The sequence below is a fragment of the Methanosarcina sp. 2.H.T.1A.6 genome (assembly GCF_000979455.1).
Classification (GTDB): domain Archaea; phylum Halobacteriota; class Methanosarcinia; order Methanosarcinales; family Methanosarcinaceae; genus Methanosarcina.
Genome location: NZ_JJOY01000049.1, coordinates 239,523 through 263,826 on the forward strand (window position 1 = coordinate 239,523; position 24,304 = coordinate 263,826).

At 41.3% G+C, this 24,304-nt stretch carries 28 protein-coding genes; 7 read left to right on the top strand and 21 right to left on the bottom strand.

Annotation, left to right across the window (positions count from 1 at the left end; all coding sequences use genetic code 11):
- Positions 1-147: 147 nt before the first annotated feature.
- Positions 148-1,773, top strand: coding sequence for a hypothetical protein (locus tag EO98_RS15875; RefSeq protein ID WP_235283949.1), 1,626 nt, complete (start codon positions 148-150; stop codon positions 1,771-1,773).
- A 78-nt stretch (positions 1,774-1,851) separates the two neighbouring features.
- Here the strand turns inward: EO98_RS15875 and EO98_RS15880 are convergent, their stop codons facing one another.
- Together EO98_RS15880 and EO98_RS15885 are read right to left on the bottom strand one after the other, a co-directional pair.
- The gene (locus EO98_RS15880) at positions 1,852-2,172 is read right to left on the bottom strand and encodes a DUF6951 family protein (RefSeq protein ID WP_048142318.1); all 321 of its coding nucleotides are present in this window, start codon (positions 2,170-2,172) and stop codon (positions 1,852-1,854) included.
- A 313-nt stretch (positions 2,173-2,485) separates the two neighbouring features.
- Positions 2,486-2,845 carry a helix-turn-helix transcriptional regulator gene (locus tag EO98_RS15885; protein ID WP_048131492.1) on the bottom strand — a complete coding sequence of 120 codons (360 nt, stop codon included), beginning with the start codon at positions 2,843-2,845 and terminating at the stop codon, positions 2,486-2,488.
- Between the two features lie 754 nt (positions 2,846-3,599).
- Between EO98_RS15885 and EO98_RS15890 the strand changes: the two genes are divergently transcribed.
- Both EO98_RS15890 and EO98_RS15895 read left to right on the top strand, forming a co-directional pair.
- The gene (locus tag EO98_RS15890) at positions 3,600-3,983 is read left to right on the top strand and encodes a co-chaperone YbbN (RefSeq protein ID WP_235283776.1); all 384 of its coding nucleotides are present in this window, start codon (positions 3,600-3,602) and stop codon (positions 3,981-3,983) included.
- A 2-nt stretch (positions 3,984-3,985) separates the two neighbouring features.
- On the top strand, positions 3,986-4,630 hold the full coding sequence (locus EO98_RS15895) for a cytochrome c biogenesis CcdA family protein (RefSeq protein ID WP_048142323.1): 645 nt from the start codon (positions 3,986-3,988) through the stop codon (positions 4,628-4,630).
- A gap of 256 nt (positions 4,631-4,886) precedes the next feature.
- Here the strand turns inward: EO98_RS15895 and arsB are convergent, their stop codons facing one another.
- The 9 genes from arsB to EO98_RS15950 form a co-directional block, all read right to left on the bottom strand.
- Positions 4,887-5,939, bottom strand: coding sequence for an ACR3 family arsenite efflux transporter (arsB, locus tag EO98_RS15905; RefSeq protein ID WP_048142327.1), 1,053 nt, complete (start codon positions 5,937-5,939; stop codon positions 4,887-4,889).
- Between the two features lie 36 nt (positions 5,940-5,975).
- Positions 5,976-6,953 carry a universal stress protein gene (locus tag EO98_RS15910; protein WP_235283780.1) on the bottom strand — a complete coding sequence of 326 codons (978 nt, stop codon included), beginning with the start codon at positions 6,951-6,953 and terminating at the stop codon, positions 5,976-5,978.
- 240 nt (positions 6,954-7,193) lie between these two features.
- Positions 7,194-7,514 (bottom strand): DUF6951 family protein, encoded by a 321-nt coding sequence (locus tag EO98_RS15915; protein ID WP_048142330.1) that lies wholly within the window; start codon positions 7,512-7,514, stop codon positions 7,194-7,196.
- Between the two features lie 147 nt (positions 7,515-7,661).
- The gene (locus EO98_RS15920) at positions 7,662-7,892 is read right to left on the bottom strand and encodes a thioredoxin family protein (RefSeq protein WP_048131483.1); all 231 of its coding nucleotides are present in this window, start codon (positions 7,890-7,892) and stop codon (positions 7,662-7,664) included.
- A 174-nt stretch (positions 7,893-8,066) separates the two neighbouring features.
- A complete protein-coding gene (locus EO98_RS15925) occupies positions 8,067-9,038 on the bottom strand; it encodes a permease (RefSeq protein ID WP_048142332.1) in 972 nt (323 codons plus the stop codon).
- 530 nt (positions 9,039-9,568) lie between these two features.
- Positions 9,569-9,829: a helix-turn-helix transcriptional regulator gene (locus EO98_RS15935; RefSeq protein WP_235282810.1), complete on the bottom strand. Its 261-nt coding sequence runs from the start codon at positions 9,827-9,829 to the stop codon at positions 9,569-9,571.
- A 154-nt stretch (positions 9,830-9,983) separates the two neighbouring features.
- On the bottom strand, positions 9,984-10,367 hold the full coding sequence (locus EO98_RS15940; protein ID WP_048131479.1) for a putative zinc-binding protein: 384 nt from the start codon (positions 10,365-10,367) through the stop codon (positions 9,984-9,986).
- Between the two features lie 83 nt (positions 10,368-10,450).
- Positions 10,451-10,684, bottom strand: a complete 234-nt coding sequence (locus EO98_RS15945) for a thioredoxin family protein (protein ID WP_048142337.1) — start codon at positions 10,682-10,684, stop codon at positions 10,451-10,453.
- Positions 10,685-10,800: 116 nt separating this feature from the next.
- A complete protein-coding gene (locus EO98_RS15950) occupies positions 10,801-11,853 on the bottom strand; it encodes a permease (RefSeq protein ID WP_048142338.1) in 1,053 nt (350 codons plus the stop codon).
- Positions 11,854-12,352: 499 nt separating this feature from the next.
- Here EO98_RS15950 and EO98_RS15955 point away from each other — a divergent pair, with 499 nt between their 5' ends.
- Positions 12,353-13,288 (top strand): magnesium transporter CorA family protein, encoded by a 936-nt coding sequence (locus EO98_RS15955; protein ID WP_048142339.1) that lies wholly within the window; start codon positions 12,353-12,355, stop codon positions 13,286-13,288.
- 105 nt (positions 13,289-13,393) lie between these two features.
- Here the strand turns inward: EO98_RS15955 and EO98_RS15960 are convergent, their stop codons facing one another.
- The 8 genes from EO98_RS15960 to EO98_RS15995 all read right to left on the bottom strand — a co-directional run bounded on the left by EO98_RS15960 (position 13,394) and on the right by EO98_RS15995 (position 18,806).
- Positions 13,394-13,678, bottom strand: a complete 285-nt coding sequence (locus tag EO98_RS15960; protein WP_048142340.1) for a hypothetical protein — start codon at positions 13,676-13,678, stop codon at positions 13,394-13,396.
- 244 nt (positions 13,679-13,922) lie between these two features.
- Positions 13,923-14,222: a sulfurtransferase complex subunit TusB gene (tusB, locus tag EO98_RS15965; protein ID WP_048142341.1), complete on the bottom strand. Its 300-nt coding sequence runs from the start codon at positions 14,220-14,222 to the stop codon at positions 13,923-13,925.
- Positions 14,223-14,278: 56 nt separating this feature from the next.
- On the bottom strand, positions 14,279-14,623 hold the full coding sequence (locus tag EO98_RS15970) for a DsrE family protein (RefSeq protein ID WP_048131473.1): 345 nt from the start codon (positions 14,621-14,623) through the stop codon (positions 14,279-14,281).
- A 38-nt stretch (positions 14,624-14,661) separates the two neighbouring features.
- Positions 14,662-15,042: a DsrE/DsrF/TusD sulfur relay family protein gene (locus EO98_RS15975; RefSeq protein ID WP_082098647.1), complete on the bottom strand. Its 381-nt coding sequence runs from the start codon at positions 15,040-15,042 to the stop codon at positions 14,662-14,664.
- A 37-nt stretch (positions 15,043-15,079) separates the two neighbouring features.
- Complete coding sequence (locus EO98_RS15980; RefSeq protein WP_048142344.1) at positions 15,080-15,877, bottom strand: (Fe-S)-binding protein; 798 nt, start codon at positions 15,875-15,877, stop codon at positions 15,080-15,082.
- 258 nt (positions 15,878-16,135) lie between these two features.
- A complete protein-coding gene (locus tag EO98_RS15985) occupies positions 16,136-16,933 on the bottom strand; it encodes a (Fe-S)-binding protein (protein WP_048142345.1) in 798 nt (265 codons plus the stop codon).
- Between the two features lie 323 nt (positions 16,934-17,256).
- Positions 17,257-18,450, bottom strand: a complete 1,194-nt coding sequence (locus EO98_RS15990) for an ammonium transporter (RefSeq protein WP_048131469.1) — start codon at positions 18,448-18,450, stop codon at positions 17,257-17,259.
- An 11-nt stretch (positions 18,451-18,461) separates the two neighbouring features.
- Positions 18,462-18,806, bottom strand: coding sequence for a P-II family nitrogen regulator (locus EO98_RS15995; RefSeq protein WP_048142346.1), 345 nt, complete (start codon positions 18,804-18,806; stop codon positions 18,462-18,464).
- A gap of 470 nt (positions 18,807-19,276) precedes the next feature.
- Here EO98_RS15995 and EO98_RS16000 point away from each other — a divergent pair, with 470 nt between their 5' ends.
- Entirely contained in the window at positions 19,277-20,158 is an 882-nt protein-coding gene (locus EO98_RS16000; protein ID WP_048142347.1) for a class I SAM-dependent methyltransferase, read from the top strand.
- 88 nt (positions 20,159-20,246) lie between these two features.
- Here EO98_RS16000 and EO98_RS16005 read toward each other — a convergent pair whose 3' ends face one another.
- Positions 20,247-20,807, bottom strand: coding sequence for a PEF-CTERM sorting domain-containing protein (locus EO98_RS16005; protein ID WP_048142349.1), 561 nt, complete (start codon positions 20,805-20,807; stop codon positions 20,247-20,249).
- A 315-nt stretch (positions 20,808-21,122) separates the two neighbouring features.
- On the bottom strand, positions 21,123-22,109 hold the full coding sequence (locus EO98_RS16010) for a PEF-CTERM sorting domain-containing protein (protein ID WP_162198326.1): 987 nt from the start codon (positions 22,107-22,109) through the stop codon (positions 21,123-21,125).
- Between the two features lie 903 nt (positions 22,110-23,012).
- Here EO98_RS16010 and EO98_RS19255 point away from each other — a divergent pair.
- Both EO98_RS19255 and EO98_RS16020 read left to right on the top strand, forming a co-directional pair.
- A complete protein-coding gene (locus tag EO98_RS19255; RefSeq protein ID WP_235283783.1) occupies positions 23,013-23,768 on the top strand; it encodes a hypothetical protein in 756 nt (251 codons plus the stop codon).
- A gap of 272 nt (positions 23,769-24,040) precedes the next feature.
- Positions 24,041-24,256 carry a hypothetical protein gene (locus EO98_RS16020; RefSeq protein WP_156161161.1) on the top strand — a complete coding sequence of 72 codons (216 nt, stop codon included), beginning with the start codon at positions 24,041-24,043 and terminating at the stop codon, positions 24,254-24,256.
- Positions 24,257-24,304: the final 48 nt, after the last annotated feature.

Consider the following 24,304-nt stretch of genomic DNA (forward strand, 5'->3'; position numbering starts at 1 on the left):
ATTATTCATTACTTGTCCTGTATTGGAGGAACTGGTATTTCCCCTTGCACAGTTAATCCCGAAAATCCTGAAAATATTGGTCAGGGTAGTATCACTCTGTTTTCACAGGATTACTCTAAAAATGACAGTGTTCAGAATAACGTTTTCATGGCCAAACTTCAAGGGAATAAGCCTTATGACCGGCTATATTCAGTAATTTACGGGACGCTGAAAACACAGGTTCTTTTTAATGGCTTTTCAAAAGGGCTAAAGTATAAAACTACAAAAGACCCCGGTTTATCTCCCTGCGGTTTTCTTCCAGCTGCAGATGCTGTTTTTAGTTCTGGAATAAACAGGTGCACAGGAAGCTTAATGAAATCTCCAGATGCCCACAGGTTCTGTGAAGCTGCTTCCTTTCAGCATATTCACTACCAGGGACAGCCAAGGCAAACAGGGTCGCTTTACATCTGCAGGCTTACACCAATGGTTAAATGTACTTATCACATTTCGATGGATATAAAAACGGACAGTTCTCAAAGTTTTGTTGAGCTTAACAGCCCGGGTTCAAAGCTGGTAATTCAGGAGACAAATAACAGGATTATATTAAAAAGTTATTTTGAAATTTCTTCCGACGATATCGGGTCTGAAACCCTATTTCTGGGGGATGCCGCGGAGAAGCTGGATTTTGAAATTACGTTTGACGGATGCAGTAAGACAAACACCATATTTGCAAAAGACGGAAAATATATCACGACTCCTTTTTATAATTTTGAGAGGCAAAAGTTGCCGTATATTGATTTTTCAAATGGGTACTTCAAGTTCACATCTTTTCTCACTGGAAAAGGAAGATACTTCGATGTCAGTATATACCGCATAAGCCAGAGAGCAGACCGTAAATTCATAACCGCAATAGGGGATAGTGCGCTGGTTCCTTTCGGGCTTGACGGGCCTCATGTAAGAAATACTACCGAGAAGGGTATAAGCTACCTTAACAGCAAGAATTATAGAGGCACCATCTGGTTTGATATAGAGCTTCTTGGGCAGTGCAGTGAGTCAGACCTTGGATACCTGCGCAACCTGGTTGTTAATAATTCCTGGGACGTAGGGGTACACTACTCTGAAGAATTAAACAGCCTCCCTAATGAGCAGGCCTGTAAAGTAATGGATGAGGGATACTCATATGTTTATGAAAAAATAGGAAGGAAGCCGACAAGCTGGTGCTCCATGAGAAACAGGGACAATGTTACACATGCAATTTATGCATATGAAAATCTGGGGATGTTCTGGAGAAACGGAGACTCGGGAATTCATGCGGAAAGATATATTGGAAATCTGGATGATGATGCCTGGGTATGGTGGGAGCCAGCATCCGGGGCAGGCATGGTTTATCCGGCTTTCACCCACGAACTCGACCTGGAACCCTCTATAAAATACTCTATCAGCCGCTCAAAATTCCATAACTGGATGGATAACTACAATTCAAATAAGATGTCCATAGTATCGTTTTATGAATACAACCGGATAAGCCGCAATACATATGATGCCAGTTTTGACATTTTGAAATACACAGAGAATTTTTTCGTGTTTAATGCACATACAAAAGGCTTTGATGCTCTGGTAAATGTAAATATAAGTGCTGGAGAAAACACCAGGGTATGCGATAATACCTTAGAACAGTTTCTCAGTTATAAACTCGAGCAGGATAAATCGATTACGTTCCGGGTAAAAAACAATCATACTTACAGTGTGTATCTGGATAGCGTAGATAAAGAGTGTGATGGTCCTGTAGGCTAATTGTGAGTCCACGATATTTTTTGTAGGCTGGTAGTCTGAAGGCTGCTTTTTGTTGCCTGGTCCCTCTCATCTATAAGTTCAGATACTATTGAATTCAATACTGATGCTGCCCGCCTTTTTTGCCAGGGACTTCGCCATAAACCCGCTTTCAAGCTTGCAGAGGTTGAGTATGGCGCAGGGGACCAGGCAGTTTGAGGAGCACTGCGCTTCCTGTGCTCTATCAATCACGTAGTTGTTTTTTATGTCCAGGGTTTCCATCATGGGAATTTCCATATGCGAAAACTTTTTTATTTTTTCACAGGGGGTTTCGATATCTACGATAATCTTATCGCCCTTCATACCCCCCATAATTTTGTGGGTAAAGCCGCAGATGGTAGAGTTTACTGTAATTTCGGTCAATTTTTCACCTCATATTTCTTATTTCCTTGAGCTTTCTTTTTTTATCGCGGATTTCGGGGTTTCTTTAGCGTTTTTCCAGATTATCCCTACTATCTTTTCTCTCTATTTCCTTTTTATTATTTTCCTTCTATTATATGTCCCTTCTGAATATCAATGAAAATTGATATGTGAAAACGTCTATGACAACATTTTTGAAAAGAAGACGGACGAAGAGGAATGCTGCTGTTGTTTTGAGGACTGAATGCCTCTATTTATTTTGATTTATCTTTTCTTCATTTTTGCTTATTTTGTTCTTCAGTTCGCGCTTGAACTTTTATTCTAATTTTTTGTTTTGCATCTGCGAGATGATGTTCAAAATATTTCCAAATTCAGGGTTTAACCTGTAAAACCTCCATTTTGAGCTGCTGTAAGCTTCGACAATCCCGCAGTTTTTCATGATAGTCAGATGATGGGAAACAAGGTTCTGCCTCTCGTTTAACTTGAATATCAGTTCGCAAACACAGTGGTCTCGCTGAGAGAGAAAATAAGCAATTTTTAATCTCATCGGATGCCCGAGAGCACTGAATATCTCACTGGCTTTTTTAATGTCATTGTCCAGAAAATCTATTTCCTGGATCATTTTCTCTTCCCATTCCTTTTTTTTCTCGGGATCCGCAGGGCAGCAATAGCTCATAAATAAAAGAAGTTAAGCTTTCTAAATAAGTATTTTCATATCAATTTTGTTTGATATTGATCATGTTATTATTTATATTGGATTTTTTTCCAGAATTTTGAGGCCCCAGCTGATTCTATATCAAGATTTTTTGATATCTACCTTGCAGTATTATATAAATGTAATTCATGAATTCAATTGGAATAACTAACAGCCTATCTGAAAAATGTTGTGACTTACTGTACTTTTACTATTGACAATATGCACAACCGGAACGGATACTCTATATTATAGACCGATTGTAACTTTACAATATGCATTACTGACTTTTTGGATAGGCTCTAAGACTTCTTTGTTGGATGAAATGGTGCCAGAATTAACCTGATAATTACAAATTTTTTTAGCCATGACTTCGTTTCATTGATGATAATACACTTTTTTCAATTTTTTCTGCATCTGTTTGATTTATACAAAATATTAATATCATATATATATTTAAATGAATCAATATATCTTGATACACACAACTCCCTTATTATTTCTTATAAAAACATAACTTGATGATTTTCGGAGAATTATAATGAAGCGATTGCATAAAATACAAGACACAGAACGAGTTTCGTTTTCGTTTCCGCTCTTTTCGAAAAAACCGCTTTTCATTTTGGCGATTTTTTGTTTTCTTCTCTTCAGCTCAGGTTGCACTGATAATTCCGGCAACGAAGCAGAGTTTGTTGAAGTTACAAAGGATGTTAACGATTCTGGCAGTGGGGCAGAATTGGTCGAAGTTACGAATCTGAGCCAGATTGATGAAGCCCTCACAAAAGGTCCTGTTGTTCTGAAGCTTGGTTCTAAAGGGTGCATTCCTTGTAAAGAGCAGGAAGAGGTGCTTTCAGAGCTCCTTCCAATCTATCAAGATTCTGCTTCAATTATGCTCATCGATATCAAAGAGTACCCTGAGTTTGCAACAACGTTCGGAGTAAGAGTCATTCCGGATACTTGTATCATTGAAGGTATCGAGGACGGCAAATACATGTACATGAAGCAGGACGGAAGCAAAAGTTCGGAAAGGGCGAGTGCAAGGTTCCTGGGTGTTGTCGATAAAGAAACCCTTTCAGAGACTCTTGAGAAAGCCCTCGAATCCAGAAACACAGGGGAGTAAATTTGTTTTCTGACTTTCTCCCGGTTGCTGCTTTCTTTGCAGGGGTCGTTAGTGTACTCTCCCCATGTATCCTTCCTGTAATTCCGGCAGTATTTGCTTATTCAACTGAAAAAGGAAAGTTCAGGCCCCTTGCAATCGTATCAGGGCTGTCTCTTTCCTTTACCAGCATGGGAATCGTCACTTCCCTTTTCGGAGCGACGCTCACGGCTTATCTAGGTTACCTTAATATTTTTGCAGAAGCTCTTCTGATCACGATGGGCGTTTCATTGCTCTTCGACCTCAATATTTTCAATGTTTTTGGTAATTTTTCTTCACTTGCAAATTCCGAACGAGAGGGTCTTTTCGGAGGCCTTTTGCTTGGTCTCTCTCTCGGGATTATCTGGCTCCCATGTGTGGGCTCAGTACTTGGTTCAATCCTTACAATGGTTGCTGTTTCAGGTAAAATTACGTATGGGGCGCTGATGCTTTTCATTTATTCCATTGGCTTTTCAATTCCAATGCTGCTTGTTGCTTATTCTGCAAGCTTTTCTTCCAAAAAGCTTCAGAAAGTTTCAAAATATGGTTTTCCATTAAAAAAAGTTACAGGCCTTATAATTCTGGGGGTCGGCTTTTTTATGGTTTACCAGAACCACTTCGGTAGCTTCTGAGATCAAATTACTCTGGCTTATCCCAATAAGCCATGCAGTTTTTTTTGAAATAGAAATTGGTTAACAGTGCCTGGAAATATCTTTGGAGAGAATAAGCCTGAGGAGCTGGAAAAATATATCCCAAAAAAAATATAAAGGATGCTGCTGTGGGGACTAAAAAACGAACTGAAGCTTTGATTTTCGGACTCATTAGCTAATTTTACGATTTTTTTTGCTTTCCCTTTCTGCTTTCCCTTTCGACTTCTCTTTTTTCCTATCAAAACCTGAATTTTTCCCTATTCCTGTTCATGATCTTCACAAGGGAAAGCATAACAGGCACTTCCACAAGCACTCCCACAACGGTTGCGAGTGCAGCTCCTGATTCCATTCCGAACAGAATTAAGGCTACTGCCACTGCCAGTTCAAAGAAATTACTGGCGCCGATAAAGGTTGAAGGCGCAGCTTCCCTGTAGGGAATTTTCAGGTATTTTGCTCCTGCATACCCGATTCCGAAGATCAGGTAAGTCTGCAGCACCAGAGGGATCGCGATCAGGAGAATGTGCAGGGGGTAATTTATAATGTTGTCTCCCTGGAATATGAAGATCAGAACCAGAGTTATTAAAAGTCCGGCAGGGGTAATCCACTGTGTTTTTCGGATCAGTCTGTTTTCAAACCAGGTAATACCTTTTTTCCTTATTACTACCTGCCTTGTCAGCACAGCAAGGCCGAGAGGAATTGCCACATAAAACAGGACCGAGACGAAGATAGTCATGAGAGGAACCGGAAAATCAGTTGTAACCCCCAGGAGAAACTTTCCCAACGGAGCGAAAAGGACCAGGATAATAAGGTCATTTACTGAGACCTGAATCAAAGCATAGTTAATATTGGCTCTTGCAAGGTAGGTCCAGACAAGTACCATAGCCGTGCAGGGAGCAATCCCTAGCAGGATCATGCCTGCAATATACTGCGCCTGAAGGCCAGCAGGGATCAGGGATTCAAAGAGCACGCGCATAAAAAGCCATGCAACAAAAGCCATCGTAAAGGGCTTGATTGCCCAGTTTACGATCAGAGTTAGAAGGAGTGGCTTTAAATTTGCCTCAACGTTCAGGATTTCTTCAAAATTAATCTTAAGCATGATAGGATACATCATGACCAGGAGCACGATAGCTACAGGTATTGAGACATTTGCAATCTCAATACCTCCAAGGGTGTCCGCAAAACCTGGAAAAACATAACCTATTGCAGTTCCGAGCATGATACAGATTGCAACCCAGATAGAGAGGTATTTACTGAAGAAATCAAGCTCCCTTTCTTCATTCTCTTCAGGCATATCCTTCTCCCTTATCCCACTCTTCTTTCATTCTCTTCAGGCATATTCTTCTCCCTCATCCCACTCTTCTCCCTCGAACTCTTTGCTTGCAGGGATAATCAGCACGGGTTTTGTGGTTTTCCTGAGTACATTTTCTGCCGTGCTTCCGAGCAGAAGGTCCATTAAGGCTCCTTCCCCGCGGGCAGTCAGCATAATCAGGGTGATATCTTCTATGCTGGCAAATTTAACAATCTCATCTGATGGGATTCCTTCAACGACAAGGTACTGGCTTTTTATGCTTTCAAGCCGCTCCTTAATTCTCCTGAGCTTTTCTTTTGCCTCTTCTCTCTGTTCGTCCAGCAGGTCCATATCTTTTATGTCATCTATTACATGCAGGAACAGAACTTCGTTTAAGATTTCTTTAAACTCCTGAAGTTGTTCTATCGCCTTCATTGCCTCTTTTGAAAAGTCAAGAGGCACAAGAATTTTGGAGAAAGTTGCCCTGCACGCCTTCTCATAAACTTCCTTTCCTTCTTTCATAGCTTCATACTTTTCAACCAGCAGTATTTTCTTTGAACTGCGTGCTATGTATTCCGTAGTTCTTCCGAGAAGTTTCCCCTTTATGAATCCTTTAGTGGTGGCCCCCATTATTATCGCATCAACGTCTTCCCGGTCTGCTATCTCCGCAATTGTCTTTCTGACGTCTCCTAAAACTACCAGGGTTTCGGTTTCAAGTTCAAGTTCCCTGGCAAAACCTGCATAATCCTCAATCCTTTCCTTTGCATTCCGTTCAAACATAGGGGCAAGCCCCTGGCTTTTATGTATGTCCACTACATGCAGCAGGATAACTTTCTTCAAGCCGGCGTTTTTAAGTTCTCCTATGCAGCCGAGCAAATCTTCCGTTTCGATAGTAAAATCCGCAGGAACAAGTACTGTGCTTATCATCTGCTGTCCGCAACCCCCTTTTGCTCTATTTGCTTTCCAGTTCTTACTTTTCAGCATCATCCTGTAGCTTTCTGCTGATCCCCAGTTCATAATTATGTCTTTATCGCTAATAGCTTGATGCACTGAAATAAAAAAAGAAGAGGTGTTTTTAAAAGAAGGGGTGTTTTTAAAAGAATAACTATTTTTAAAATGGATGGCTGTTTTTAAAATGGATAGCTGTTTTTAAAAGAAGATATGTTTTTAGGAAAAAAATGTTTTGGAAAATAAGGTTCTGCCCGAAATTTCAAGATATGAAGGGTCATGGGTAGATCCTTACTTCTCAGAAATATCTCAGATTTCATCAAAATCGATACTGAGGCTTCCTGCTTTTTTTGCAAGGGACTTTGCAAGAAACCCGCTTTCCAGCTTGCAGAGGTTAAGCACCCCGCAGGGCACAAGGCAGTTTGAGCAGATTTTTGCCTCTTTTGCCCTGCCCATCACATAGTTGTCTTTGATGTCCAGGGTTTCCATCATGGGAATTTCCAGGTGCGAGATTTCCTTTATTTTTTCACACGGAGTTTCGATATCTACAATGATTTTTCCGCCTTTCATGCTTCCACGAATTTTGTGTGTAAAGTCGCATATTGTGGAGTTGACAGTAATTTCAGCCATATGACCACCTCAATTCGTTTTCAAATTCAATTTTCAGGTATCTGAAAATATTAATTAATCCTTCTCCATAGTTAATAATTAATCTTTCTCCAAAGATTTACGTTCATATAAAACCTGAATAGTCCGGGTCTGTCGGGGCCAAGATATTTATTCAATCCATTTCCGGATTTCTTTTTCATCCGGGACTTTGCCCGCAAGCTTAACTTCGCCATCAACCACGACTGCAGGAGTTACCATCACGCCGTAGTTCAGGATCGTTTCAATGTCCTCAACTTTTACTACTTCGGCTTTCTTTCCTGTTTCAGTAAGGACTTTTTCGATAGCTTCCTTTGTTTTCTTACACTTTGCGCATCCGGTTCCGAGAATTTCGATTTTCATGTTTTTCACCACTTTTTGTCTTTTGATTTCAGGTTTTGATTTCAGGTTTTGATTCAGGTTTTAATTCAGATTTTGATTCAGGTTTTAATTCAGATTTTGATTCAGGTTTTAATTCAGATTTTGATTCATATTTTGTATTTTCAATCGCTCAGTTTTCACAGATTTCCGCTATAGTTATAGCAGTATGTTGAACAGGTAGCCCGTGAAAACGATCGACAGCGCCACAATTGAGATAAAGATTGCAATCAGTTCTTTTTTCAGCACCTTTTTAAGGATGATCATTTCGGGCAGGGACACAGCCGTAACCGACATGAGGAATGCCAGTGAAGTCCCTATCGGGAGTCCTTTTCCTATAAGGCTCTCCACTATTGGGATCATGCCCATGACGTTTGAGTAGAGGGGTACGCCCACAAGGACAGCAATCGGAACTGCAAGCAGATTGTCCTTTCCTGCGTATTTTTCGAGGATTCCTTCGGGGGCATAGCCGTGGAAGATGCCTCCGATGCTGACTCCTATAATCACGTAGATCCAGACCCTGCTGACGATGTCTTTAACGCTTTCAAGAGCAATGCCTGTCCTTTCCTTTATTGTAAGGGTTTCCGGTCCTGTAGCCTGATTCCCTACTTTAATTTTGTAAACGAACTCTTCCACATACCTTTCCAGCTTCAGGAAGCCAATCAAATAGCCTCCAAATACGCCGAGCAAAATACCCGATATCACATAAATTACAGTTGCCTTCAAGCCGAGGGTTGCCCAGAGTGCGGCCACAGCAGCTTCGTTTACCAGAGGGGATGTTATCAGGAAGGAGAAGGTAACTCCGAGGGGCACTCCAGCTTCCACAAATCCTATAAAAAGGGGCACTGAGGAGCATGAACAGAACGGAGAGACTGTCCCTAGCAGGGAAGCTATCAGGTGATAGCGGAGCCCTTTCTTGCCTCCGAGCACCTTTCTTGTCTTTTCCGGAGTGATATAGGTCCTGAGGTAGGAGATCGCGAAAATCATCACGGACAGCAGGATGACTATTTTCAATACGTCGTAGATGATGAAATTAACACTGGCTGCAAGGTGAGTAGCGGGTGTAATCCCGAAAACCTCGTATGTCAGTTTGTCTGCAATCCATTGCAGAGGATAAAAGATATCAGCCATTTTGAGTCCCTTCTTTTCTGTTTTATTTTTGCCCTATTTGGATGCCCAATTCACATTCTATTATATCAGCATATATTGATATAACAATTCATTGATATAAGGATGTCGCTTCAATGAAATTTTTTACAGGAATACATGAGTTAGAACTTGAACGTTCAATCCAGCAAAATCTCAAAATATACCGGGTTCAATACCTTATTCCGGATATTTTTGAGAACGAAAAGAGACCACAGTACGTTGGGATAAAAAATTTAGCTGAGGTTCTAAAATGGTTAGATGTTCTATCTGTGGGAAGGATGAAAATTCGCTGCTAAAAGTAAAGCACAGAGAACTTGGCACAATAAAGCTCTGTTTTGAATGCTGGGAAGTTGAAAGGGGCAACCAGAACCTTCTTCCCACATGTAGTGGGTGTGATTGCTGCAGATGAGTCTGCCTTCAGGCAGGCAAGTTTCAGAGACTCATTTTTTAAGAAATCTGCCGTGTCCTGCTACCCATGATGCGAAATTTTTGGAAGCAACCGAAAAAATAACTTATTCTTCTACTATTTTCAAAATCTCCCTGACTTTTTCGTTGTCTATGGAATAAAGCCTCATCTTCCCGTCCTTTCGTACTTTGATGATATCCCAGTCCTGCAGTTTTGCAAGATGCATCGAGGTGTTGGACTGGGTCTTGCCTATGAGGTCAGGAATCTCACAGGCGCATTTTTCCCCTTCAAGCAGAACTTTTATGATTTTATATCTGGTCTCCTCGCTCAGGGCTTTGAAGATCTGTATATTCTCTTCATTAATCATATAATCAATCATTGAATTATCGCCGTATAAATACTTTTCTTACGGCACGGTAGATAGTGGCCCGGGGATTGGTTCGGGTTCAATGCATTTCGGATATGCGAAACAAAAACGTGGATGAATTTCAAAAATCAAAAATCAAAAAATAGGAAGGAGATCATTCGGACTGCAGGATCTCCATAACTTTTTCAAGGACTTCAGCGACTTCTTCTTCCTTAAGGTCTCTATCCTTCGTTTTCTTAATTCCCAGGTCAGAAATCACAATCTCGCGATCCACTTTAAAGCCGGCCAGTTCCATAGTTTTGGTTGCACAGTTTACGGGACAGCCGTTAATGGCTATGATCCGGTCGGAAGCTTCGGCAGACTTCATAATCCCCGGAGCTCTGGCCCCGATCCCTACTGTACACATCAGGTTTCCCAGTCCCTGCTTATCGAGCTCAACTGCTATTTTGTTTGAAAGCTGGCCTACATTTGCAGCTCCTGCACAGGGAAAAATTGCCACGTTTGCCGAACCACATGCACATTTTGTTTCTTCTACCATTTTTTACACTACCTTAAATTTTGTTTTAACTTTTGATTTCAATTTGGGTTTCTATCAGTGTTTCATGTCGCTTTGTATGTCTGTTACTTTGTAATCCACTTTTTGATGTCGTCAATGCTTGGGACCTTGCCTGCGACTTTAACATCTCCGTCAATAACAAGTGCAGGAGTGATCATGACTCCGTATCCCAGGATTTTGTCAAAGTCTTCTACTTTGATGATTTCAGCTTCAACACCCATTTCTTTGACAGCTTTTTCGGCAATTTCCTTTGTCTTATTGCATTTTGCGCAACCTGATCCCAGTACTTCGATTCTCATGTGTTTCACCTTGTTATTTGATCCTGTTAATGTGATAGCTTTATATGATTATTTAGAACTTTATCTTAGAACTTTATCTTAGAACTTTACTTATTTGATTCGATTCTACTTCTCTTTTATACAAACAGAGCTCCGAATATATACCCTGATGCAGTTGCAATCAAAACCACAAGGGAAATGTAGGTCATGCCTTTTTTTGTCCCCATGATCCTGTTGATTACAATCATGTTCGGCAGGCTGAGTGCGGGGCCTGCAAGGAGCATGGCTAGTGAGGGGCCTGCTCCCATTCCAAGCAGGGTCAGGGCCTTTATGATAGGCACTTCCGTGAGGGTGGAGAAGTACATCAGGGCTCCGGCTACTGAGGAAATAAAGTTTGAAGTCAGAGAATTTCCTCCCACAAAAGCTGCTACATACTCTTTTGGGAGCACTACAACTGCAATCCCGGCAAAGAAAACTCCCAGCAGGAGCAGGGGGGTGATCTGTTTTGTCAGGAACCAGGTTTCGCCCATCCAGCTTTCAAGTTCTTCTTTTGAGAACCATTTTAAGGATAGGTAAGCTGTAATCCCTATCATGGGAGCCCAGACAAGCAGCTGGGTTGTGTACTTCCAGCCCCAGGAGGACATCAGCTCGGGAGCGATAAGGACTGCAATTAGCAAAACAAAGAGTTCAACGCTGTGTTTATGCTCTTCTTCTCCGAAGGTTTTTATGGACCTGCGTTCGGTTACTTTCCCTTCATACAAAAGGGCCATCACTAAACCAACAAGTACGGAAAGAAGAATTGCTGCAAAGGCACGGGCGGCTCCGAGGTCATATCCCAGGATTTTTGCTGTATAGACAATTGCAAGGATATTGATCGCAGGGGCAGAGAATAAAAATGTGGTTGCAGGACCTATGCCTGCTCCCCGCTTATATATCCCTGCAAAGAGGGGGAGCACTGTACAGCTGCAGACTGCAAGTAGGCAGCCTGAAACCGCAGCTACCGTATATGAAACATATTTTGGGGCGTCCGCTCCGAAGAACTTCAGTACCGATTCCTTGGAAAAGAGGGAGGCAATCGCACCAGCCAGGAAAAAAGCTGGCACAAGGCACATCAGTACATGGAGCGCCAGGTACTCCTGCACTGATTGAAGCCCTACGGATATGAGATAAGTGATATAATCAAGAGTCATTTTTCCACCGGGGGTATTTTTCCAGATATATTCCTGTTATTTCAAATATATTTGAAAGAACCTATATAAAATTTCCTATTTCAAATATATTTGAAATAAGTTTCAGGTCTGTATTCATTCTCCAGTTTTATCTCTTTCCGGAGCTTCAGAGCTGCTGTTCATATCCTGCAGGGGGTTCGCATATGAGTGTTTATTGTCGATAAGAAGAAACCTGGCAGATATGAGATTATATGAGCATTAATTGCACTTGTGGGTGTTTTTGTAATGTTCTACATTCCGCGTTAAAATGCATTACTGTTTATGAATTCCCTTTTTTAAGGGATCTTACTGATCTGAATTCATTCACAGTGGTTTATGCCTGGACTCGCAAAACTATTTATATATTTATGCTCTGCTTTAGGGCTTATAAATTGCCAATTGATTTCGGGCGGAAAAATATAATCTCATACAAAACAGGAAAAGGATCATATAAATCAGGAAAAGGAAGGGGGAAATTAACATGCTTCAGATATTCAAATCAACAGATGCCGGAATGATAAATCTGGATCAAGTTGAAAATGGAGCATGGATTAATCTGGTAAATCCCAGTGAACAGGAAATCTCATATGTTTCGGAAACTCTGAACATTCCTGTTGACCATATTAAAGCTGCCCTTGATGAAGAGGAACGTGCAAGGATTGAAGTTGACGGGGACTGTGCTGTTGTATTGATAGACACTCCTGTGCCGAGTATGAATGTTCAGGAAGGGGGAATCTATTATACCGTCCCTCTTGGAATTATTATCAATGATAAGAATATTGTTACGGTTTCTCTGAGGGAGAATTATATCATAAATGAGTTTATTGAACGGAAAATCAAATCCTTTTACACATTTAAAAAAACACGTTTCTTTTTGCAGATTCTCTATAAAAACTCAAAATTATATCTCCAGTACCTCAGAAATATTGACAAAGCAAGTGGACTTATTGAAAGCAGGCTGCATAAGTCCCTGAGAAACAAAGAGTTAATTCAACTCCTTGAACTGGAAAAAAGTCTTGTATATTTTTCCACATCTTTGAAAAGCAATGAAATGGTCCTTGAAAAAATTCAAAGATCCAATCCTATTAAGATGTATCCGGAAGATGCCGAACTGCTTGACGATGTTATTATCGAAAATAAGCAGGCAATTGAAATGGCAAATATTTATAGCAATATCCTGAGCGGGACAATGGATGCATACGCATCGGTCATCTCCAACAACTTGAATATTGTGATGAAATTCCTTACCTCTGTCACTATCGTCATGTCGATTCCAACGATGGTTGCAAGCTTTTTTGGGATGAACGTTAGTGTCCCATTCCAGGGCAATCCCCATGCTTTTACAATTATTTTTATAATCTCTATGTTTTTCTCGGTGATTCTGGCGATTACAATGATGAGAAAAGAAATGTTCTGAATCCGGAATTGTTTTGAATCCGGAATTGTTTTGAATCCGGACTTTTACGAACTGTTCTATATTCAGAAGTTTTCATTTTTTAATTTCTTCAAAACCTTTTACTTTTTATTTTTCTGCTGCCTTATGTGTCTCTTTTACTACATCTTTCATCATTTCCCCGACAAGCGTTGATTTTTCGCAGTGAGATGCCTCCTTTGGGCTGCAGTTTATGAGGATACCCATTAACCTGTCAGCTGTCCGATAAAACTTCATATCCTCGAGCCTGACCAGAAGTTCGGATAAGCTTTCGCTAAATTTCCTGCATTTTTCGTGGTCACAGATCGCCTGTTCATGCAACCGGCTAACGCATTCTAACTCCTTAATAACCTCATCTGGAAGTTTTTCGGTCATATGAACCTGTCCTGCTCGGTGACCCTTTTTAATGCTTTAATTTTCTTCTAAATGCTACAAGTAAAAATATACCTCTAAATTTGTACAGTCAGCTAAATATCTTTAAATTTGTAATGTCAATTCGCACATATTAAAATGTATAATGTCAACTATTTAATATGTAAATGTGTAATGCCAACTACTTAACTATTTAAAATGTGTAATGCCAACTACTTAACTATTTAAAATGTGTAACGCCAACTACTTAAAATGTATATGCGCATTTGCAGTGTTCCATCATATCCTCTATAAAAACAGCGTAAAAGTTGTCCGGAACTGTAACTTTTTCTCTGTCCCCTATCGCTCTGGCCTCGAGGTCTTCCTGACAGGCATAGACTTTGTATCCCGGCAGTTCCTCTATTCCGGAAAGCAGGTAATAGACTCCATCTCCTGCAAGGTAGAGTCTGGCATTTCCGGAGCGAGCAGCCAGTTTGAGGCATAACTCTGACCTTGGACTGAAAGGGGGCTTTGTCAGCAGGAATATATCATATTCTTCTCGTTTCACATTATTACTCCTGTTTATCCTTACTCAAGAGCTGCGAATTTTTAATAGCTGCCACTTTAAAATACGAGAACACAGTCCGAGCTTTCCATAGCTTCGAGAAAGTCCTCTTCATCGACGAGTTCCACGGTCTCTATCAGGGTTTCCCCAAAAAGGCCTCTCTCAAACAGCGAGGGTTCATGCACAAGTACTCTCAATTCCCCATATGAATAGAGGATATCTGAAAGGTTTGGTACTCCAAGCTTTCTGCTGTCCTGGCCAGCAGCTACAAGATAAACTCCATCTCCGTAAAGGCCAAGGGTCACATGCATCCTGTTAAGGCTTACTGCAGCCGCATTCAATGCTCCGAAGGCTTTTTCACTGCCGTAGGGGGCAGTGTCCAGCAGATAGAATACTGATTTCATAAGAATCCGGACCTCATAAAAACCCTATTCTTCCAGCCTCATCTCGGAAGTGAGATTACTCTATCGCTCTTACTTAGCATTTCTGAAAGTTCATAGAGACTGGTGATCTTTATTCCAGGAAAGTAGTCTTTGCAGTTACTTCCGTTCACAGTTTCCTCTTCTGCTATGTATCCTCTCGCAGCAGCACACCGTGCACAGGCTCTGATTACAGCTCCTTTCTTTGCAAGTCCTGTGAAAAGTTCGCCTGCACTGGTAAAAAAGGACGGTATCTGACCTTTTTTGGGGATATGCACTGCGTCCAGGTACAGGAATATGTTCACCTGATACCTTTCAAGGGCGTTCTCGGCGAGTTTGCAGGCAATCTCAGCGTATTCGGAAATATAAGGGCCGTCAGTGAGTACGATAGTAAGCGTCTTCAAAACTTCCTCCGAATAAATTGTTTTTTAAGTAACAGGCTCAAATATAAGCGGTCAAAATTTGAAGATGTTCCTGATTATTTGCGTACTCCGGTTCTTTAAGAAGTACACACCTGTCCAGAGTGACCTGTCTGGACATAAGCTTGATGGCAAAGCTGTAACAGCCCTGCTCGCTGCACTTACGACAGTTGGTCTGGGGCAGGTATTCGTAGATCTCCATGAGATCAACCCTTACCTTTTCCCTGGGAGCCGGGGCTACACCTTTTGCAATAGCCTCATTGATAATGGTCTTCAGGCTTTCAAGTACTTCTTTTGCTTCATCCTCATTTTTAATCATCCTGATGGAGACTTTTCCACTACCGTAAATAGTTGTGATAATTTCTCCTTTTTGAATTATCAGGCTATCTTTTCTATCCGAATAATTACTTCTGGGAAAGAGGGGCTCAAGGAGTTTCAAGATTCCACCCGGGGGTGGTATCATATTTGCACTCACCCTGAGTCTTGAGGAATCAGCTATGCAGGGCGAAAGCTGTCTGATCTTTGCAATCTCCACTGGCTTTGCCTGAGAAAAGTCTGCAGTTTTCTCTTCATTCTGTCCTGTTTTATTCTTCAGGAATATCTTGCCATATTCACTCAGCTTCACAGTTTCTTCTTCTAAATCAATCAGACCTGCCTGTTGCAAAACCTTGAGATGAAAGTCAAGCGTCTTCTTCCCGATTATCTCCTCTATTTCCCCTGTATTTCTATAGCCATTTGCCAGGAAGTTAATTATCTTCCTTCGGGTACTATTGGCCATAGCAAAGTTTACAAGCTTTGTCTCATTCGGATTTCCTGGCATCTTTTGCACCTAACAAGCTATTGGAACCAGATTCTGCGCCTCCTTATGCTTCAATCAGAAAGCCTTTCCTTCTACCAGGCAACCTCTTTAAGCAACAGATTGCGCACAGGCTCTGGTTATAGTCCCTTTCTTTGCAAGTCCTGTGAAAAGTTCGCCTGCACTGGTAAAAAAGGACGGTATCTGACCTTTTTAGGGAATGGGCACTGCGTTCGGGTACATAATTTATTTACTTGATATAATTTTTTAAGTAACGCTGGTTCAAATATACGCAGTCAGTACCTGCAGATGTTCCTGATTGGTTGAATATCCCGGTTCTTTGAGGGGTGTACACTTATCAAGGGAGGCCTCTCCACTCATTAGTTTTATAGCAAAGGTGTAACAGCTCTGTTCGCTGCACTTTCCGCAGTTTGTCTGGGGTAGGTATTTGTAGATCTCCATGGGTTCGACTCTGACCTTTTCCCTGGGGGCCGGAGCGACACCTTTTGCGATGGCTTCATTGATAGTGCTCTTCAGGTTCTCAAGCGCTTCTCCGGCTTCTCCTTCGTTTTTAATCATAGTCATTGTAACTTTTCCAGTGCCGTAAATAGTTGTAATAATTTCCCCTTTTTGCATTATCAGAGCATTTATTCTGTCTGAATATCTGCCTCTGGGAAAGAGGGGCTCAAGAACTTTCAGGGTTCCACCCAGAGGAGGAGCCATGTTTGCGATCACCCTGAACTTCGAGGAGTCTGCTATGCAGGGTAAAAGCTGCCTTACCTCAGCAATCTCCACTGGCTTTGCCTTGGAGAGGTCTGCATTTTTCTCTTCACCTTTGTCTTCCTTACCTTTCAGGAAATTTCTGCCGTATTCACTTAGCTTCGCAGTCCCTTCTTTTAACTCAATAAGACTTGCCTGTTGTAGAACCTTGAGATGAAAATCGAGCATGGTCTTCCCGATTTCTCCGCCTATTTCCTCTGTACTTCTCTCGCCATTCTCCAGGAAGTTCATTATCTTCCTTCGGGTGGCGTTGGACATAGCGTTATTTACCAGCTTTATTTCATTCGGATTTCCCGGCATCTTTAACACCTACCAGAATTATGAAAATTTAGTCCCACATCTTTTCTCGATGCTCATCGCTTTCAGGCATCATTAATCTCAAAAATAAAGTCCAATTTTTCTAATCAATTATGGAAGCCTCAAATTCTTCTATTAATTATGGAAGCTTCTAATTATTCTATAATTAATTATGGAATTCACTTCTTAAAAACCCGGAAGCCCAATATCAAAAAAGATTGATACGAAATTTAAAAACTGCAAGTTTCCCATTAAGCCGGCGTGTGCTCTCAGGTATGTAATAACAAGGTAAAATTAGAAAGATATGGGTGAAGAGTCACCCACATTTAAATGTTATATGCTGCTTCCCCGTGCTGTGTCCGGTCAAGCCCGATATTTTCCTCACTTTCAGTAACTTTGAGGCCTATTGTCTTGTGGAGCACAAACCCGATAACGAGGGTGCAAACACTTGCGTAGATAAGTGCGATAACAACGCCTTCTACCTGGAGCAGTAGCTGCTCGGAGTTTCCGAGAAGGAGACCTGCAGACCCCACACTTGCAAATACGCCTGTTAGAATCGCACCTGTTATTCCGCCTACCCCGTGAACTCCGAAAGCATCAAGGGAGTCGTCATAACCGAACCTTCCTTTGAGCATTACGGCCTGGTAGCAGACAAAGCTTGTAATTGCGCCCATCGGAATTGCTGCCATAGGGGTAACAAAACCTGCAGCCGGCGTTATTGCAACAAGCCCTGCCAGGATCCCTGTTGCAAACCCGAGGGCAGTAGGGCGCCCTAAATGGATCCATTCCATAGCCATCCAGACAAACCCTGCGGCTGCGGGTGCTATGAGTGTCGTAATGAATGCAAGGGCCGCGATCTCATTTGCAGCAAGGGACGAGCCCGCATTGAACCCGAACCATCCGAACCAGAGAAGCCCGGTTCCCAGGAGAGTAAGGGTAACGTTATGCGGCTTTATCGAATCTATCCCGTACCCTCTCCTCTTGCCAAGGAAGAGCAAAATTGCAAGTGAGGAGATACCTGAGGTTACATGGACTACAGTGCCGCCTGCAAAATCAAGGGCTTCTCCTGTAAGGAACCCACCGCCCCAGACCCAGTGGCAGACCGGTGCATAGACAATAAGCCCCCAGAGTGCAATGAACGCTATGTATGACTTAAACTTAACACGCCCGACAATGGCTCCTGAGATCAGGGCAGGCGTAATTATTGCAAACATTCCCTGAAATGCTACAAATGCATATGTGGGAATTGTGCCCGTTACCGAGTAAGGGTCAATTCCTCGCAGGAATATGTGATCGAGGCCGCCCACAAATCCGTTGCCTTCTCCAAAAGCAAGTGAGTAACCTATTATTACCCATTCGAGAGCCATGACGCCCATTGCAACAAATGAGTGCATCATGCTGCTCAGGACATTCTTACGCTGAACCAGCCCACCGTAAAATAGTGCAAGCCCCGGAAGCATTAATAATACAAGTGCAGATGAAATCAATACCCATACGGTGTCTGCTGCTACAATAGCCATTCTCGTCCACCTCAAATAGCAGAAGTTCCGTTTTCGTTTGTGCGGATCCTTATTACATCCTCAAGCGGGAACACGAATATCTTGCCGCTTCCGATATGCCCGTCATTGCCCTTTGCTCCTTTCTTTATTGCTTCAATCGTTGGATGCAGGAATTCATCGTTTACTGCAATTTCAAGCTTGATTTTCTCAAGAAGGTCTGCTTCAAACTCCATTGCTCTATAGATTTCCAGATGCCCTTTTTGCGCGCCATAACCCGAAACGGAAGATACTGTCAATCTATTGACTTCAACCTTCTGAAGTTCTCGTTTGACCGCATCAAGCCTTTCCGGCCTTATTATTGCAATTACGTACTTCATCAAGACCACCAATAGGTAACCATCATCCGATTTTATGCTATTTAAATATTTCTTAATTGGTTTTAAATATTTGCGTAGTTCAGATTAACTGTCAAAGCATGCGAGATTTCTGGTATCTCAACCTGATACCAGCTTTTACGGGATTGAGCTGCCGCTTTTTTCAGGTTAGGTATCTGGTTCAATCCGGTTATAAAATAAAAGAAATCTAAACTAAAGCTAAAGAAATCTAAACTAAAGCTAAAGAAATCTAAACTAAAGCTAAAGAAATCTAAACTAAAGCTAAAGAAAGCTAAACTAAAGCTAAACTAAAGCTAAATAAATCTAAAAGAAATCTAAAATAAAGCTAAAAGAAATTTAAATAACTTTTAAAAGAGTTAGGTTCGATTCCTGTTCTTTGCCTGTACCGTACCGTTTTCTTATCCGTCCTTTCCACAAGAGAGCTTTTATTCCCTTAAATCAAATTTAGAAGTATGTTCGGAGAAATTGGAAGCATAAGAAACGAGGCAGACGAAACTTCCCTGCAAATTCTCGCCCTTTTCAGGGAAAGTATAAGTGAAATCCGCCTGAATGAGCCTGAATCCGTATCAGCATATTTCAGCCAGGACTATTCACATTATATTGTAGTGCATACTCCTCTGAATATCCGGTTCCCTGATAAAAGGGAAGAGTGGAATTTGCGTTTTTGTAAGGACGTAGGAGTTTCGGTCGTGGAATTGGTCGTAGCCGAAGCAGGCAGCGCTTACGTACGGGGCCTGATGGCAGTTAACGGGTCAAAGGTCTTTACTATCCTTCCTTTTACATCAATAGATGCAGAAAAAGCAAAAAAGGCGAAGTTTCCTGAAGACCGCATGGCCCGCGTGAGGGCACAGGTGCTTCCTGCTGTGCTTTCCGGAATAAAAGGAGAAACTATCCTTGATATCGGAAGCGGTTTTGGAACCCTTACAATGGAGCTTGCAAAAAACAATCCCGACTCACAGGTTTATGGCATTGACCTCCACGATTCCCTAACCGGTCAGGCACAGATGAATGCAGAAGTTCTCGGCATCGAAAATGTTGAGTTCAGAACAGGAAGTGCTTATGCTTTGCCTTTTGAAAGGGACTCTATGGATGCTGCAACCTGCTTTTTCATGCTCCACCACCTTGAAGACATTAAGTTCGCTCTTTTCGAAATTAAGAGAGTGCTGAAAAAAGGTGGGTTATTAACTGCAGTTGAGCCGCTGGCACATCACCACCACCACGGACCTCAACTCTCGGAAGCTGCATGGAAAGAGCTTTTTGAGGATGTGAGTTTTAATGCGGAAACTGAAAATCTGGACGGAGCAGTTGTCCTGAAAGCTGTAAAAAGAGACTAAAATCGGGAAAAATAATGTCAGAAATGGATCGAAAGATTGTCCGGCATATGAATCTGGGCCTCCTATCTTTCAATCCATTTCCATAAGTTTAGTTTTTCCTGCGCTGGAGTATAAACATCATACCAATCACTGCCACCATTGGAAGTGTGACGGTGGGGAATTCTGGAATCTGGTTATAGCTCAGATTATCGAATTTTATCAAATTTATACATGGGCAACCATCTGAAACTCCAATGCTCTGTATGTTTTCAGTCTGACTTTCAATTGTTAATTTATTTGTTGTGAAAATACAGTTCCATTTCGATGTAGACAGTTTTTCTCCATTTACAAGAAATGCATCCATATTACCTACAAGTGCATCCTCAAACTCTATTGAAACCGATTTCACAACAGGTGAGAAATGAATTGTAGTAATATGATAGGTTGGATTCCAGAATCCCAGGTCTGTTCCTATTAGCTTGGTATCAACAATTTTCGCCCCTGACGAAAATGTTACTCCCATATCTGAATAGGCACTTCCTATTTCCTGATTCTCTTGTACACGACCTTCATCAAATGTTATGGTTACTTCTCCGGCACTTGCTGGCGTGACTATTATTGCAATGGCAACACCCAACATTAGAATCAAAGATAATAATTTTGTTCTCATTTTTCCTCTTCCTTTTTTATCTACACCAATCTATAAATACCCAAATCTGTGTATTGATTGTAATACGAATTGAAGCTGTGTTTTATATACTTATGGAAACATTGTTTCTTGAAAAGTTAGGGTTATTTATTCCTGCTTGTTTTCCCGCACCTGATTCACTGTATTTGGCCTGCCAGCCTGTTTTAAGTCGCGTCAAAAGAAAAGAAATTAATAAGAACAGAAAAACATTAAAAAATATGACTTCAGAGATGTTTTCCTAAAGGCCGTAAGGCACATGACCTTTACCCTGTCTTTCTTTTAATCCATCTTTGCAATTTAGTTTTTCCTGCGCTGGAATATAAATAGCATACCAATCACTGCAATCATTGGAATTGCGATAGTGGGGTACTCCGGGATCTGCTGATTACAGGGATTATCAGGTTTTGTATTATTTTCACATGAAGGGTTCTCCGGTACATCAGGGCAATTGTCATCAGGTTTTGTATCATTTTCGCACGACGAATTCTCTGGGATCTCAGGGTAATTGTTATCGGGTTTTGTATTATTTTCGCACGACGAATTCTCCGGAATCTCAGGGATCTCAGGGTAATTGTTATCGGGTTTTGTATTATTTTCGCACGACGAATTCTCCGGGATCTCAGGGTAATTGTTATCGGATTTTGAATCATTCCCGCATGAAGGGTTCTCCGGTACATCAGGGGAAGTGTTATCAGATTTTGCATTATTTCCGAATGAAGGGCTCTCCGGTACATCAGGGCATGTGTCATCAGATTTTGAATCATTTCCGCACAAAGGGTTCTCCGGTACATCAGGGTAATTGTTATTGGGTTTTGAATCATTCCTGTACGAAGAGTTCTCTGATGCTTCCGGGAATTGCTTATAACAAAGATTATCAAACTTTATCTTTTTTGAATATGGTGATTTGCCGGATATGGAAATGCTCTTTATATTAACGTTATTGCTCTCGATTTTTAATGTCTTTTTTGAGTTCCACACACAATTATACTCAGATTTAGAAAGCACTTTCCCATTCACAAGAAGTGCTTCCATATTCCCTGAATATGCATCTTTGAAATCTATTGAAACCGAACTTACAGCTGGTGAGAAATAAATTTGAATTGTACGATTATCAGGGTTCCAGAAACCCATGTCTTTTTTTGAATGCAAAAAACCGATATCAACAAGCTTTACTCCCGGTGAAAATATTATTCCCAGGTTCAAATAATTATTGCCGATTTCCTGCCCAGTACATAAATGGCCCTCATCAAATGTTACGGAGACTTCTCCTGCATTTATTGGCATAATTACTAATGTAATGGTCAGACTCAGAATTAAAAACATATATGAGTAATTTGCTCTCATGTTTTTCCGTCTCTTCTTTATTATTTGAATCAGGCAATAATTATTCAAGCCAGATTATATATTGTGGCCTATAACTGCTGATGAATATTATATATCTATGGAAACATTGTTTCTTGAAAAGTTGGGAAGTAATATTCCTTTTCAAGATCCTTTACAAATTTTTTATCGCTCGTCTCCTGGTATATCAGGTATTACTGAGCAGTGAATTAATTCTGACGTTAAAATCTCATAATAATGTTGGAATATTTTTTATAAAGTCGCTTGCAGAATATCTGGCTTAATTTATGAAGTTATCTGGCTGAACTATTTGATCTGCGAACTTATTGAATACTACTAAGCGGGCAAAACACTCTTATTGCTTATTTATATTTCCTAAATTTTTCAAATAGAAATATTTATATAGTTTTATATCTCCTCCTAAATATTGATTCGGTTATCTATAATTTAATTCTAAATGTGTTAAACTTCAAATGTTCGTATTTTTCAACTTATCGGGGGAAAATAAATTTCACCCATTTGCTGGAAATTTATGGATTGAATAAAATCTTAAAAATATACTCAAGAGGCACATTCCACTTCATACATACTACATTTTTTTGTATATTGTTCTGGCTGGAAAACTCTCTCGAATTTGAAGGAGATTCATATGTACCGTTAATTAGAGACTAAGTATCAGGCTTTGTTTAACTTATGCTATATTTTTGACAAATAATAATTTTTGTAACAGGATGTGATGACAATCCAAAATAAAGACAAGTTATCGGTTATATGTACTCTCTTAACCGCTTTAGTACTTGGAGTGGACAATTCCACAGCACTCCTGAATGAATTGAGGAATAGAAGGTGCACACCACGGGAATAGATACTTTATTTTTCATCAATCAATTCGTTCTCTCATCAATCCTTTTTTGCCTCTACTATGTAACCGGCAAACTGGTCAGCCATAATGGAATCAAGGTGAATTACACACGAAAGATCAATCATTTCGCGTTATTCTTCCTGCCAACTATCCTGGGCCTGGTGTTTGTCTACGATAAGTCACCAGTAACGCGGGCGCTCGGACTGGTCGTTGCCATATGCACAGTATTTATCTTTATTCAGCCGTTACGGGAACGAAGCGGAATTCTCCGGACCATGTTCCTGTCCTTTGACCGGCCCGAGGATCGCCCCCACACCCTGCGCTGGCTGATAACACAATATATCGCGGCTGCCATTGTTATCATTCCCCTGACGATGTATTTCACTTCGGTGAACTTGGAGGCGCTCGTGCTTATTCCGATCCTGATCAACGGGCTGGGAGACGGGCTTGCCGAACCCGTAGGTGTGCGGTTTGGCCGGATAAAATATAATACTCGCGCTCTCTTTTCCGATAAAATGTATCAGCGTTCGATTGAGGGGAGCCTGTGTGTTTTTGTCGCAGGTATCCTGAGTATCGTCGTATTGAGTCACGAGTTCACTCCCTTGCAATTCATCGCTGCACTCGTGACAATTCCACTTGCCACGACACTTGCCGAGGCTTTTTCGCCACATACCTGGGATTCCCCATTTATCTTTGGAGTTGCCGGCGTGTTGCTCATCGGGATCGTGAATCTTTTATAAGAATCTACAGGGGGGAATACCCCCACTGGTGGTTCCAGCTCGCAGGATCAACCGATCCGAACCCCACGCACACCTATGAGGTCGCGGGCATGTATGCAGTGACATTGCAGGTGTCCAATGCCGGCGAGTACACCAGTAAACGGAAGACTGGGTACGTTTTTGTTCTCCCTGCTGCCGAGATCTCCTGAGGTAGAAGCCGTCACGGAAGTGGAAGTGGCAGCACCCGTATTATTTCTGACACTTCTTAAAACGTTGAAGTGAACGGATCTCCGGTGAAAGAAAATGGAACTATGATTCAGTTTGAAGAAGAGACTGAATATGTTGAAAAAGAAACTGAAAATGAAACCGCAAAACCACAGACTACAAATGAAGAAATTAAGAGCAAAATCACCCTTATAATTGAAATGATTTACGGGATAGCTTTTCTGTTAATAGCTTGTCTGCTTATTGTATTTCTGTACAAAAGCAGACGAGATGAACAGGAATAAATAAGGTAACTATTTATGGTGTGATTAGCGGCGTTCCCTCGAGCGCCG